The sequence below is a fragment of the Polaromonas sp. UC242_47 genome (assembly GCF_044452385.1).
Taxonomy (GTDB): Bacteria; Pseudomonadota; Gammaproteobacteria; order Burkholderiales; family Burkholderiaceae_C; genus Polaromonas.
The window spans coordinates 41052-54882 of sequence record NZ_JBIOAO010000002.1 but is presented as its reverse complement, the minus strand read 5'-3'; the positions used below and the strand labels follow the sequence as shown (position 1 = coordinate 54882).

Here is a 13831-nt window from a genome sequence, read left to right as displayed (position 1 = left end):
CTGCTTAGGCTCGTGCGGCGGCCGGCCAGCGCAAGTCGGCCAGTGAATCGACAAAGCCGTCGGCGTCCACCGCCCGCACCGGCTCGCCATGGTTGTAGCCATAGGTCACCAGCACCACCGGGCACGCCGCGGCACGGGCCGCGCGCGCATCGTTGCTGGAGTCGCCAATCATCAGGGTGCGCGCGGGCCGGCTGCCCAGTGCTTCACAGGTTTTGAGCAGCGGCAGCGGATCGGGCTTTTTGCGCTCGAAGGCATCGCCGCCAAACACTTGGCTGAAAAAACCGTCCAGCCCCTTGGCTTTGAGCAGTGGCAACGCAAACGCCGTCGGTTTGTTGGTCAGGCAGGCCAGCTTCAGGCCTTGGGCTTTCAACTGCCGCAACCCTTCCAGCACGCCGGGATAGACCTTCGCATGCTGGCCGTTGATCGCCAGGTAGTGGCGCTGGTAGCTGGCCCAGCCGGAGGGGAACAGGCGCGCCACATCCGCTTCCAAATCAATAGCTGCCTGCGCCCGCTCCGCCTGGGCTAGAGGCCTGTTTAATACATAAGCCAGCACAGACTGGATCAAATGCTCCGAACCTTTGCCCACCAGTGGCTCCACCACCGCCCGGTCCACCGGGGGCAGGGACAGATCGGCCAACATCCCGTTCAGGGCGACCACAAAGTCACCCAAGGTATCCACCATGGTGCCGTCCAGGTCGACGATCGCCGCGTCCAACAAGTTGTGGTTCAAGGTCATGGAATTAAACGTAGCCAATGGCGTCCTCAAAGAAAGTGGAAAACGAGCCCAATACTCGCCGCCTATTTCAGCACAAACCGCACCGTTGACGACTTCCCGGCCAGCGTGACCAGGGCCATCACTTTGGTCTTGGCCGCCACCTTGAAGCTGCCTTTGGCTTCCAGCTTGTCACCGGCCGGGCTCAGCGCAACCTCTTGTTTGTCGGTCCCGGCGAGCAGGATGAGTTTGGCGCTGGCCTGGCTGACATCCACCGGCTTGCCGTGGTCGCGCACATACAGCTGCAAACCGTCCGCCTTGGCGACCAGCTCGTAGTCCATGTCCTTGACCTCGACCACCACGCCGCCATGCAGCGGCTGGTGGGCATGGCCGTGTTCGTGTTTGTCGGCCGCGAAGGCGGCGCCGGTGGCGCTGAAAACCAGTGCGGCGATGAAGGAAGCTAGTTTCATGAGGGTTCCTTGGATGGGTTGAAACAGGGAGACAAGGTGAAGCCGGGGAAAGTGAAGTCGGGCTCAAAAAGCCTCGGCGTTTTTGTCGTCGAGCAGGCGTTCGGTGTCCTTGTGACCGAACAGCCAGAACATGACAGGCGTCAAAAAGGTGTCGAGCAAGGTCGAGCTGATCAGGCCCGAGAAAATCACCACCGCCACCGGGTGCAGGATTTCGGTGCCCGGACGTTCTGCCTCGAACAGCAGCGGGGCCAGTGCAAACGCCGTCACCAGCGCCGTCATCAGCACCGGGCTGAGTCGCTCCAGCGAACCCCGCAAAATCATCTTGTGGTCGAAACTTTCACCCTCAAAACGCATGAGGTTGATGTAGTGGCTCACTTTCAGGATGCCGTTGCGCACCGAGATGCCGGCCAGCGTGATGAAGCCCACCAGGGCCGCCACCGACAGCGGCTGGCCGGACAACCACAAACCCAGCACGGCGCCCACCAGCGCCAACGGGATGTTGGCCATGATCAACAAGGCCAGCCGCGTGGACTGGTAGCGGCTGTAAAGCACCACAAACATCAGCACCGCCGACACCAGGGACAACAGCCCCACCAGCCGCGAGGCCTCCTCCTGCGCCTGGAACTGGCCGCCCAGCGTGACGAAATAACCCTCGGGCAGCGGCGTTTCGGCCACCACGCGGCGGATGTCCGCGATCACCTCCGACAGCGCACGCCCCTGCGCATTGGCCGACAACACGATGCGGCGTTTACCATCGTCGCGGCTGACCTGGTTGGGTCCGTCGCTGTCTTCGATGCTGGCCACCTTGGACAGCGGAATCCGCCCGGTCGGAGTCTCGATCAGGATTTGCCCCAGGCCCTCCACCGAACGCGCCGACTCCGGCAGCCGAACCACCAGCGCGAAACGCCGACCGCCTTCGACGATCTGGGTGATTTTTTCGCCTTCGACCAAGCTTTGCAAGGTGCTCAAGACCTGCGGCGCAGGCACGCCGTAACGGGCCGCCGCCGCATAGTCGATACGCACCTTGATTTGCGGCGCCAGCACCTGCTTTTCGATCTCCAGGTCGGCGACGCCGGGAATGGCCACCAGCCGCGCCCGCAAAACATCGGCTTGGCCGCGCAAGGTGTCCAGGTCCTCGCCAAAGATCTTGATGGCGATTTGCGAACGCACACCCGACAACATGTGGTCGATGCGGTGCGAAATCGGTTGGCCTATGCTCACCGCCGCCGGCAGGTTCACCAGGCGCGAGCGGATATCGGCCGCCACCTCGTCCATGGAGCGCTTGATCTCACTTGACGGTTTCAGGCCCACGTCCAGTTCGCTGACGTGCACCCCTTCCGCATGTTCGTCCAGTTCGGCGCGGCCACTGCGCCGCCCGACATGGGTGACCTCGGGCACTTGTTTGACCAGCACCTCGGCCTGGCGCGCCAGCGCCGAACTCTCCGCCAGGGTCACGCCAGGGTTCAGCCGCAGGCCAATCAGCAAGGTGCCTTCGTTGAAAGGCGGCAAAAAGGTGGTGGGGAAAAACGGCACGGCCAGCGCAGCCACCACCACCGCCAGCGCACCCGCTGCCAGCGCGGCCCTGGGACGGTCCAGCACCGCCTGCAAACTGCCGCGGTAATGCGTCTTCAGCCATGCCAGCAACTTCGTGTCGCCATGGTCCAGCGACTTCATGCGGGGCAGCAGGTAAAAACTCAGCACCGGTGTGACGGTCACGGAAACCACCAGGCTGGCCAGCGTTGAAACAATGAAGGAAATACCCAGCGGTACAAACAAACGCCCTTCCATGCCGGGTAGCGCGAACAGCGGCACAAACACCAGCACGATGATCACCGTGGCGTACAGAATGGCCGAGCGCACTTCCATCGTGGCGCGCGCCACCACTTCGAGGGGATGCAGCCGGTGTTCGGGATGTTTGACCCGGTCTTCCTTGAGCCGGCGCATCACGTTTTCAATGCCGACCACGGCGTCATCGACCAAGCCGCCAATCGCAATCGCCAGCCCGCCCAGGGTCATGGTGTTGATAGACAAGCCGAAGTAGCGAAACACCAGCGCAGTGATAAAAACCGAGACCGGAATCGCCACCAGCGCAATGACCGTGGTCCGCACATTGCCGAGAAACAGGAAAAGAATCACCGCCACAAAGGCCGAAGCCGCCATCAGCTTGCCTTGCAAGGTGGTGATCGACGACTCGATGAAACTCGCCTGTCGGAAGGTAACGGTCGGCTTTTCCATGCCGGCCGGCAACGAACGCTGCATCTCGGCCAGTGCGGTCTCGATCGCGCGGGTCAGCCCGATGGTGTCGGCCGTGGGTTGTTTCTGTATGCCCAGGATCACCGCCGGCTTGCCCGCGTAACCGGCATCACCCCGTTTGATGGCAGCGGCAAAAGTTACCTCGGCGATCTGTCGCATCAGGATGGGCTGGCCGTCGCGCGCGGTGAGCGCCAGGTTTCGCAGGTCGTCCAGGCTGGACGTGCGCCCCAGGTTGCGGATCAGGTATTCGCGCCCATTGAGCTCCAGAAAACCACCCGAGGTGTTGCTGGAATAACCCTTGAGCGCATTTTCCAGCTGCTCATGGGTGATGCCCAACTCGGCCATACGCACGGTGTTGGGCTGCACCTGGAACTGGCGCACCTCACCCCCAATCGGCACGACCTGCGCCACACCCGTCACCGCCAGTAGCCGCGGACGCAACACCCAGTCGGCGTATTCACGCACCGCCATCGGTGTGGTTTTGGCCGTGTCGATGGGAATCGCGATCTGCATGATCTCACCCATGATGGAGCTGATCGGGCCCATGCGCGGCATCACGCCCGAAGGCAGGCCTTCTTCCATGGAGGACAGGCGTTCACCGACCATCTGGCGGGCCCGAAAAATTTCGGTGCTCCAGTCGAAAGTCACATACACAAAAGACAGGCCGGCGCTGGAGGTGGAACGCACAGTCTCCACGCCGGGCAGCCCGTTCATGGCGGTTTCCAGCGGAAAGGTGATGAGTTGCTCCACCTCTTCGGCCGCCATGCCGCCGGCTTCGGTGACGATGGTGACCGTGGGTTTGTTGAGGTCGGGAAACACATCGACCGGGGTGCGTGTGAGCGTGAAAGCGCCATAGGCCATCAACACCAGGCTGGCGATGATCACCAGCAAGCGGTTGGCGAGGCTGCTGTCGAGTAACCACTTGAACATCTCGTGGCTCCTGATTAGCGAACTTGATTGATCAGCGTGGCGCCTTGTGTGGCCACACGATCACCGGCCTTCAGGCCCGAGGTCACCGCCACCGTGGCGCCATCCAGCGGCGCCACCGTGACCACACGTGCTGCGAAATGTTCGGGCGCGGTCTTGACCCAGACAATGGTCTGGTTGGCCGGGTTTTTCATCAGCGACGCGGCCGGTACCGGCACACCCGCCACCAGGCTGCGGCTTTGCACGACCACGACTAGCGGCTGGCCGACGGCCAACTGGCTGAGTGACGGGCCTTGGGCCCGAAAGGCCAGCGGCAAGGCCTGGTCACGCAAGGCGCGCGAGGCGCCCACAAAAATGAGGTCCACCTTTTTACCACCCACCGCGACAAAAGCGCTCGCCACATCGGCCGCCAGCTCAGCATCAAAGGCCAGGGCCTCGATGTGCAAACGCGCGGGGTCGATCACCTCGAACAACAGCTCGCGCGCATCCACCACCTGGCCGGCCACGGCGTTGGCCGAGGCAATGACACCGGTGACGGGCGCGACCAGTGCATCACGCGCGGACAGCCCGGCGCCTACCGCGGCAATACGTGCCCCCAGGCTGGCGACCTCGCTGTCGGCCGCTTCGATGTCTTTGCGCGGCACCGTGTCGGCCAGTTCCTTCAAACGCGCCAGCCGTTTTTCGGCCAGGCTGCGGCTGGCCTGAAGCTCGGCCAATTGCGCAGTCTGGTTCGAACGTTCTATTGCGGCAGCGGAAGGCAGCACATACGCCAGCACCTCGCCCTTGCGCACGGCCTGCCCCAACGAGGGCAACCCCCGCGGACCGGCTTGCAGGCGACCGGCCATCAAGGCCTGCACCTTGCCACCGGCGTTGGGGTCCATCACCACCTTGCCCGACAACTCGGTCGCGCGCGGCAACTGCCTGGTCTCCCCCACCACGGTGCGCACACCCATTTGGCGCTGGGCCGGTTTGGGCAAAAACACGCTGCCATCGGGCAGGCGTTTCGGGCCGTTGCTATTGGCCGAGGGCTGCGCATCCCCATGGTCATGCCCCTCTCCGGCAAAAACCGGCGCAACCATGGCGAGCAAGGCCAGCCACAAAGCGGACACTGCCGCCGACATGCGTAAACCTTGCATCATGCTGCGCTCCCGAGTGTTTGGATTTGGCGGGCGCGAACACGACGAAAGCCCCAAGCCAGCAGGGCCAGGGCCAGGGCCAGCAGTCCGCCGATGGCCCTGGCGCCGTAGCTTTTCCACGCCGAACCGCCTGCAGAGGTATCGGCATGTATGTCTGCGTGAATATCCAGCTCGCCAGCGAGCAGATCGGTTTCATCGCCTGCGATCACCGTCGCCGCCACAGCGGTCACGCCCGGCTGGAGTTCTTGCGCCAGCGTGGCCTCAAAGACACCCTCGCCATGCGGCTGGGTCGCCACCGTCACGCCCCCCAGTTCGAGTTCAAGCTTGGCCGCCTTCACCGGACTGTTGTCGGTGCTGCGGTCCAGGTACAGGGTGAGTTGTTTGCCATTGAGAACCCCCACCAGCTCAAAGGTCTCGGACACTGCAACAAAACGGGGCAGTGCCGAGCCGGTCGCCGCTGCGGGGGCTTCACCGTGATCGTGGCCATCACCCGCCCAACTGGTGAACGGTGTGGCGGCGATAAATATCGCCAGGGACCAGGCCTTCAGCCTTTTCAAAATAGTCATGATTGGATTCCAAAAAATTGTTTACGCGGGACAGGCTTATTCGGGAAGTAATCCCAGGGTTTGGCGCCATGCGGAAATCGCCGCGGCCAGGTCGATACGGGTCCGGGCCGCCTGACGTTCGGCATCAACGGCTTCGAGGTCGATGCGCAAACGTGTCGGCAAATCGGTCTCGCCCATCTGGAACGACTTCAGGAAAAAACTCCGCGACTCGCGGGCAAGTTGCGAACGCCTGTCGGCGGCGCTCAGTTGCGTCCGGGCCGATTCGAGGCGAATCCGCGCCGCGTCGAGCTCGCTCAGCAAGCGTTCCCGCTCCAGGCGCAATTGCCCTTCCACTTCGATGGCATCGGCCTGCGCCGTGGCTCGCTTGGCCTGGTTGCGATCACTCGAACCAAAAGGGATGCGGATGCCCACGGTGATGCTTTGCTGATACGCCTCGCCAAACACGCCCCGCTCACGGCTGGTCGCCAGGGTCAGCTCGGGGTTGCCGCGGGTCTGCACCCGTGTCAGTTCCGCGGATCGCCGCGCGACGTCCACTCGATCCAGCAGTTCGGCGACGGCCGGATGCCGCTCATCCAGGGCGGCAACATCAGCGGGCACCTCTGGAACCGGTTCGGCCACAGGGGTCGCTGTGGCCACGGGCACGCTACCGAGCAAGACACGCAACTGCTGCGACGCAAAGGCCAGTGCGCCCGTGGCTTCAGCCAGTCCGGCCTCGGCGCTGGCGACCGCCCCGTCGGCCTGGTGCTGATCGGATCTGGCCAGATCGCCGACCTTGACGCGTTTGCGCACATCGGCCGCCAGTTGCTGCGTATTGCTCAGGCGTTCGCGGGCCAGGGCCTGCTCTATCCCGGCACGCTGCCACTGCCAATAAGAGGCGCGAACATCGGCGGCCGTACGCAGCCGAACGGCCATGACCCGGCTCGCAGTGGCACGTAGCTCCGCATCGGCCAGGCCGCCCGTCCGCGCACGCTCGCCGGGCAACCACAGGGGCATGGCCAATCCTGCGACGAGTTCGCGGCTGCCGCGGTTTTTGTTCAAGCGGTCGTTCTGGCTAGCCAACTCCAGGGCCATGGGTTCGGCCGTCCAGCTGTCGGCGGCTTGTCTGCGGGCTGCAGCCGCCTCCTGGCGGGCCGCGCGGGACTGCGCTTCTGGCTGACGTTGCCAGGCGGCGTCAAAGACCTGTTTCAGCGTTGTGGGGGAACTGACGCCGCTTGCCTGCGTGGGCACAGGCGCAAGCGCGTCAGGTTGTGGGAGCCCTGCTTGCGCCCAGGCATGGCTGGCGACCAGCGCCAACAAAGCGTATGGCACGCCATATTTTTGATTTCTTCGGAACATCCGATTCTCCAGTGATGAAAAGACACACGGGGAATCGGCGAAGCGCGATCAACAGGATCGCCGTGCGTCCTTGCGCGCCGCGCAAAGCGGAACGCAAGAGGCACAAAAGGACAGAAAAATGCCCCGCCTCGCCGATCAGGCGAGGTCGGCCCAGTTAGGGCGTTCGGGCAGAGATGGGGGAGGAGAAGAGGAATTCCGGATCTGATGCCCGATCCGGGCGCCGGACGGCAGGCCTAACGCGGGCAAGCGCACCGAGCCAAAGATCGCCGAGGCGCTCCCGGCATGGCAGGCACCGCAGTCAGCATCCAAGCCCGCCGTCTTTGTCGGGGTGCTGCGCTCAGCCTCATCGCTATCGGCCTGGTGCTGATGCTGGTGGTGCCCCACGTGTTGGGCGGCTGATCCGGTTTCGTGCTGGCAATAGGCGCTCACGGCCGCCCAGCTGAGCTGCAAGGGCACCAGGACAAACAGAAGGACGATCAACCAGCGACGCATAGAGGTTCGCATTCTAGCGGCACGGCCAACAGCCATTCGTTTAAAGTGCCTTTGTCTCACCGCGTTTGTTGGCAATGGCCAGTCGCAGGCACTGCAACAGCCGCTGCTCATCCAGCGGCTTTTCAAGCCAGTCGGAAATCCCGAGCGCTTGATGCCCCCCGTCCAGCTGCACTTCCCCGGCCGTCACCGACAACACCAGAATCGGCAAATCGGCGGTCCGCGGGGACTGGCGCAATTCCCGAATCAGCTCCAACCCGTTTTCGTAGGGCAGCTTGACGTCCACCGTCATGGCCGCATAAGCGTCCATCCGGAGGTAGCTGCGGGCTTGCGCCGCCGTGTGGGCAATGTCCGCATCAAACCCGCCCTTGTCCAGCATCATGCCTATCAGCTGCGCCACATCCGGATCATCTTCACAGACCAGAATGCGGGGCCGCGCCACGGCGTAGAGGCTCATGGGTGCCGTCACAGGCGGCGCCTCCCGCCATTCCGGCAGGTCGAAAAAGAAGGTGCTTCCGACCTGGCTCTCCGTCGTGAAACCGATACGGCCCTCCATACGCTCCACAATCGCCTTGGAAATATTCAGGCCCAGACCAGTCCCGCCTCTCTGACGTGTATCGGACGAGTCGGCCTGCGAAAATTTCTGGAAGATGCGTTTGCGGAATTCCTCGGGAATGCCCGGCCCGCTGTCGCTGATCTCGACCCGCACCCGCCCCGCGTCGCGGCGCAACACCACGTGCACCAGACCTCCAGGCGGGGAAAACTTGATGGCGTTGGACAAGAGGTTGGTCACCACCTGGAGCAGGCGGTCACTGTCGGCGTTGACCCGCACCGGGTATTTGGTCGAACGCAGCACCAGCGACACATTGTGTTGGTCTGCAAAGCCTTCGTTCGCAGCCAGCGCCTGCACCATCAGCGGCTCCAGATCCAGCGCCTGCAGATCAAAACGCATCTTGCCGGACTCGATTTTTTCACTGTCCAGAATATCGTTGATGAGGCGTATCAGCCGCTCGCAATTATTTTTGGCAATGCCGACCAGGTGTTTGGCTTTTTCCGGCAACTCGCCGGTGACGCCGCCCCACACCAGCCCCAGGGACCCGCGTATGGACGTGAGGGGTGTGCGCAACTCATGGCTGACGGTCGACACAAACTCGCTTTTCATGCGATCCATCCGCTTGAGTTCGGTGACATCGTTGCCCAGCGCGAAAAATCCGACCACCTTGTCCTGCTCATCGCCTTCGCCATAGCTCGGAAAATAATTGATCACATACTCACGCCGCTCGCCACCGGGCAGTGCCTGCTCGCGCTCGTAACGCACCGCATAACCCGCCAGCGCGTCCATCACATGGGGTCGAACCCGTGCGTAAAGCGTCGGACCCATGACCTCTTGCATGGTTTTTTGATGAATCTGCTCGGTCGCCAGACCGAACGCTTCTTCATACGACTTGTTGTGAAACTGGAAGCACTGATCCCTGTCCACGTAGGCGATCAGCGCCGGAACGGTATCCGTGACCTGGCGCAACAGGGCTTCGCTGTCACGCAAGGCCTCACTGATACGCCGACTCTCGGTGACGTCGCGAATGATGGCGGTGAACAGCCGCTGCCCACCTACGCCGACATCCCCAAAAGACACATTGACCGGGAATTCGGAGCCATCGCGGCGCACCCCCACCACCTCGGCCCCCGACTCACGGAAACCGCGTGGCCGCTCGGTCAAGGCACTGAAAAAAGCCGTGAATCCCATCTGGTAACGCGTAGGCAACAGCATGGAAACCTTTTGACCCATCAGCTCTTCCTGCCGGTAACCAAAAAGATAACGCGCCGCGCTGTTGACGTTGACAATGGTGCCATCCTCGGTCGCGGTCACCATGCCTTCCGCCATGCCTTCAGTCACGGCCCGGCTCATGGCTTCGCTGTCGGCGAGTTTGGCCTGAATGCGCCGGCTCTTGGCCTGAGAGCGGAGCATCATCCAGACCGCCCAGAGCAGGACACTGAGCGACAACAAACCGCCCAGAAGAATCAGCAACTTGACCACCTGGGCCGACCGCCGGGTTTCTTCCCTGGATCGCTCCAGCGTCCGGTTTTCGCCGCTTTTGATCCGGGCCACCAGGCCATCAATTTCTTCGTGCAACTGGCGATTCAGATCGTTGCCGACCAGGGCCGTGGCGGCTTCCAGCCCCAGGCTCTGGCGGACGGCGACGGCCTGCTCCATGGACTCGACACGCCGGGCGATCAGACCTTCCAGCAGGTGCAAATTTTCTCGTCCAGTCTCGAGCTCCTGCGCGGTCAGCACGTGCATCAAGGCCTGCTGACTGCGCTCCCGCGCTTGTTGGTAGGTCGCCAGATCGCCGGCCGTCGCGGTCAGCAAATACCGCCGCTGCAGAGACTCGACCGTCTTGAACTGTGAGACAAGACGCTCCAACAGAATGACCGTGTCCTGTGATTGCGTTTCCCGCTGCGCATCACGGATCAGGTAATTGATGGTGCTGTAAGAGGCCGTGATGCTCAGGACAATCAAGACCAGCCCCACACCCAGGGCCAAGTTGATGCTTGCGCGAAAAGGTAGTTTCATGGGTAAGGGCCTTGCAGTACAGCGCTGTCCTGTTGCGAACCGGCGGTGGGGTCAGCGTTTGACGGGATGCTGAAAAAACACCGGCCCATTTCGGGTCTTGTTGCTTTGCGCAGGGCCAGGCGCCAAGATCCGACCCACCGCGGACCGGCGCGCAGCCGCTACATCATTTCGCCAGCGCCGCCCGCATCGCGGCAATCGAGGCCTGGTAGTCCGGCTTGCCAAAAATGGCGCTACCGGCCACAAAGGTGTCGGCGCCAGCCGAGGCTACAAGTGCGATGTTGTCGGCCTTGATGCCGCCGTCAACCTCCAGGCGGATGTCCTTGCCCGAGGCGTCGATGCGTTTGCGCGCCTGCTCGATCTTGCGCAGCGCCGAGTCGATGAAACTCTGTCCGCCAAAACCGGGGTTGACACTCATGATCAGAATCAGGTCAATGTCCTCGATCACCCAGTCCAGCACGTCCAGCGGCGCCGCCGGATTGAACACCAGCCCGGCCTGGCAGCCCTTGGCCTTGATCGCCTGCACGCTGCGGTGCACATGGCCGGAGGCGTCGGGGTGAAAACTGATCAGGTCGGCACCGGCGTCGGCAAAAGCCGCGGCGAGCGCATCGACCGGCTGGACCATCAGGTGCACATCAATCGGCACCGCCGTGCCATCGGCCTTTTTGGCGTGCGGCTTCAGGGCGCTGCAAATCATGGGCCCGAAGGTCAGGTTGGGCACGTAATGGTTGTCCATCACGTCGAAATGGATCCAGTCTGCGCCGGCGGCAATCACTGTCTGGAGTTCTTCACCCAGGCGCGCGAAATCGGCCGACAAGATGGAGGGGGCAATCCGGTACACCGGTGGCTTGGTTTGGCTCATGCCGGGATTGTCGCAGCAAGCCGGACGCCCTGCACGGGCGTCCGCCATTCAGGGCGGTTAACATGGGCACCACTCTTGTCAAAGCCATGCCGAAATACCAATTTTCCTGCGAAGTCCTGCCGCACTACCTGCCGGAGCAATCCGCGCCCGACGACGACGTGTATGGTTTTGCCTACACCGTCACCATCACCAATACCGGCGACGTTGCGGCACAACTGATTTCGCGCCACTGGATCATCAGCGACGCCAAAGGCCATACCGAGGAAATCAAGGGCCTGGGCGTGATCGGTCACCAACCGCTGCTCAAACCCGGCGAGTCCTTCCAGTACAGCAGCGGCGCGCGCCTGCGCACGCCCACCGGCACCATGCACGGCAGCTACTTTTTTGTGGCCGAAGACGGTGAACGATTCGACACCGCCATCCCGATGTTTGTGCTCGACGCGGGTGACGCTGCCGGCAGCATCGGCGGAACCGGCAGCAGCCGCGTGTTGCACTGAGCCCCCGGCACCGCATGCGCAACCTGGCCGATTTGCTGGACCTGCTGGAGCCCAAGGCCGAACTCGCCAGCCGCCACCTCTGGCTGATCAATCTGCTGGACTGGATACGCGGCGACAGCAGCAATCCGCAGGCGGCCTTGTCACGGGTCCGCCTGTTTGTGGATGCCGCCCAGGCCCGGCCCGGATTTCAGGCCAAACTGCATGACTGGTGGCAGACACTGATCAGCACGGTGGATGCCACACCCCTGTTTGCCGATTTCGGTTTTGCGCCGCGCGCGGCCTTCCTGAGTGAACTGGGTGAGCGCCTGCGTTACAGGCTGCTGCCCGGCACGCCGGAAACCACCCATGCCACCGAGTTGTTCATGCTGCTGTTTCCGACACCGTTTGACGCCCAATGGCTCAAGCTGCTGGATGAAGAAACACTGGCCCGCCTGGGCACCCTGCTGAATACAAGTACACCCGACACGCCCATCGCCGATGGCGACGTGCCACAACCGGCGGACAACAGCCTGCTGCAGGACTGGCAAGGCGTGTTGCTGGAGGCCTTGACTTATTGCACCAGCCAGGTCGCCGCCACCGGTTTTTCACCTGAGCTGCGCCTGCGCATGAGCCCGCAGTCTTTGCTGGCCAGACCTTTTCACGGCCTGGCACCCGACCTCGACGCCCTGCGCGCCGCCTTGCTGGAACACGGTCCGGACAGCGGCGCGCTGCACCTGGCACTGGACCAGTTCAAAAGCCGGCTGGAAGCCTGCCGCAGCGCGGCCGCCTCGGTGTATGCCCACCTCGACGAACACGGTATTTCGGTCGGCCTGGTGTTTCGCCTGCGCCAGTTGCGCGAGCGTATTCTGCGCATTCGCGACCTGCTGGACTGCATGTTGTCGGAAACCCCCGCCGTCAGCGCGATGCAGTTGCTGGCCCGGCTGGTGTTACTGGCCGAGGAGCGGCGCAGCATTCGTGCGCTGGTGGCCAGCAACTCCAGCCTGCTGGCCGCCAAGGTGGCCGAACGCGGCGCCGAAACCGGCGAACACTACATCACACGGGACCGCGCAGCCTACATGGACATGCTGGGCAAGGCGGCCGGTGGTGGGGCACTGACGGCTATCACCACCTTGCTGAAGTTCATGATCATCGGGCTGGCGTTGTCCTCCTTCTGGAGCGGCTTCTGGTCCGGCGTGATGTATGCCGCCAGCTTTGTGCTGATCCAGTTGCTGCATTTCACGCTGGCCACCAAACAACCGGCCATGACCGCACCAGCCATGGCCGCCAAGCTGAAAGACTTGCGCTCGGGCGAAGCGGTCAGCGAGTTTGTCGATGAGGTCACACACCTGGTGCGCTCGCAGGTCGCGGCCGTGCTGGGCAACGTGCTGATGGTGGTGCCCGTGGTGCTGCTCATCAATGTCGCCATCCTGCTGATCCTTGGGCACCCGATGATTGATGCCAAGGAAGCGCAACACGTGTTGCACAGCTTGAGCCTGCTGGGGCCGACACTGTTGTGGGCGGCATTCACCGGCGCACTGCTGTTTGCCGCCAGCATCATAGGCGGCTGGATAGAAAACTGGTTTGTGTTGTACCGCCTGGCGTCCGCCATGCGTTACAACCCGCGCATCACACGGGCCTTGGGCATGCAACGCGCACGGCGCTGGGCCGGCTTCATGCGTGACAACATCTCGGGCTTCACCTCCAACATCGCGCTGGGTTTTTTGCTGGGGCTGATCCCGCCCATGACCGGATTTTTTGGCCTGGAGCTGGAGGTGCGCCACGTCACCTTGTCCTCCGGTCAACTGGCCGCGGCCGGCGCCGCGCTGGGCTGGGACGTCTTGCGGCAACCCGCCCTGTGGTGGTGTGTGGCGGCGATCCCGCTGATAGGTGCGCTCAACCTGAGCGTGAGTTTTTACCTGGCTTTCCGGCTGGCCCTGCAGGCCCACAACGTCACCCGGCTTGATCGGGCCCGCATTCGCTCGGCGATCTGGGCGCGCTGGCGCAGCAAGCCCAGCAGCTTTTTTATTCCCGGCTGA

The 13831-nt window shown here is 63.1% G+C and carries 11 protein-coding genes; 2 read left to right on the top strand and 9 right to left on the bottom strand.

Translation table 11 applies throughout. From position 1 onward, the window contains the following. Positions 1 to 4: 4 nt before the first annotated feature. The 9 genes from gph to rpe all read right to left on the bottom strand — a co-directional run bounded on the left by gph (position 5) and on the right by rpe (position 11319). Positions 5 to 736 (bottom strand): phosphoglycolate phosphatase, encoded by a 732-nt coding sequence (gph, locus tag ACHMXK_RS21020; RefSeq protein WP_397442632.1) that lies wholly within the window; start codon positions 734 to 736, stop codon positions 5 to 7. Positions 737 to 798: 62 nt separating this feature from the next. Continuing rightward, entirely contained in the window at positions 799 to 1182 is a 384-nt protein-coding gene (locus ACHMXK_RS21015; RefSeq protein WP_397442631.1) for a hypothetical protein, read from the bottom strand. Positions 1183 to 1245: 63 nt separating this feature from the next. Beyond that, on the bottom strand, positions 1246 to 4365 hold the full coding sequence (locus tag ACHMXK_RS21010) for an efflux RND transporter permease subunit (RefSeq protein ID WP_397442630.1): 3120 nt from the start codon (positions 4363 to 4365) through the stop codon (positions 1246 to 1248). A gap of 14 nt (positions 4366 to 4379) precedes the next feature. Next, entirely contained in the window at positions 4380 to 5498 is a 1119-nt protein-coding gene (locus ACHMXK_RS21005; protein WP_397442740.1) for an efflux RND transporter periplasmic adaptor subunit, read from the bottom strand. Next, the gene (locus tag ACHMXK_RS21000) at positions 5498 to 6064 is read right to left on the bottom strand and encodes a hypothetical protein (protein ID WP_397442629.1); all 567 of its coding nucleotides are present in this window, start codon (positions 6062 to 6064) and stop codon (positions 5498 to 5500) included. The genes ACHMXK_RS21005 and ACHMXK_RS21000 overlap by 1 nt, the downstream gene beginning before the upstream one ends. Before the next feature lie 36 nt (positions 6065 to 6100). Then, positions 6101 to 7372 (bottom strand): TolC family protein, encoded by a 1272-nt coding sequence (locus ACHMXK_RS20995; protein ID WP_397442628.1) that lies wholly within the window; start codon positions 7370 to 7372, stop codon positions 6101 to 6103. Positions 7373 to 7534: 162 nt separating this feature from the next. Further along, entirely contained in the window at positions 7535 to 7891 is a 357-nt protein-coding gene (gene czcI, locus ACHMXK_RS20990) for a cation efflux protein, CzcI family (protein ID WP_397442627.1), read from the bottom strand. Between the two features lie 40 nt (positions 7892 to 7931). Beyond that, positions 7932 to 10460 (bottom strand): PAS domain S-box protein, encoded by a 2529-nt coding sequence (locus ACHMXK_RS20985; RefSeq protein ID WP_397442626.1) that lies wholly within the window; start codon positions 10458 to 10460, stop codon positions 7932 to 7934. A 163-nt stretch (positions 10461 to 10623) separates the two neighbouring features. Next, positions 10624 to 11319 carry a ribulose-phosphate 3-epimerase gene (gene rpe, locus ACHMXK_RS20980; RefSeq protein WP_397442625.1) on the bottom strand — a complete coding sequence of 232 codons (696 nt, stop codon included), beginning with the start codon at positions 11317 to 11319 and terminating at the stop codon, positions 10624 to 10626. 86 nt (positions 11320 to 11405) lie between these two features. On the opposite strand from rpe, the gene apaG reads away from it, so the two are divergent. Both apaG and ACHMXK_RS20970 read left to right on the top strand, forming a co-directional pair. Continuing rightward, positions 11406 to 11816, top strand: a complete 411-nt coding sequence (gene apaG, locus ACHMXK_RS20975; RefSeq protein ID WP_397442739.1) for a Co2+/Mg2+ efflux protein ApaG — start codon at positions 11406 to 11408, stop codon at positions 11814 to 11816. A 14-nt stretch (positions 11817 to 11830) separates the two neighbouring features. Next, on the top strand, positions 11831 to 13831 hold the full coding sequence (locus ACHMXK_RS20970; RefSeq protein ID WP_397442624.1) for a site-specific recombinase: 2001 nt from the start codon (positions 11831 to 11833) through the stop codon (positions 13829 to 13831).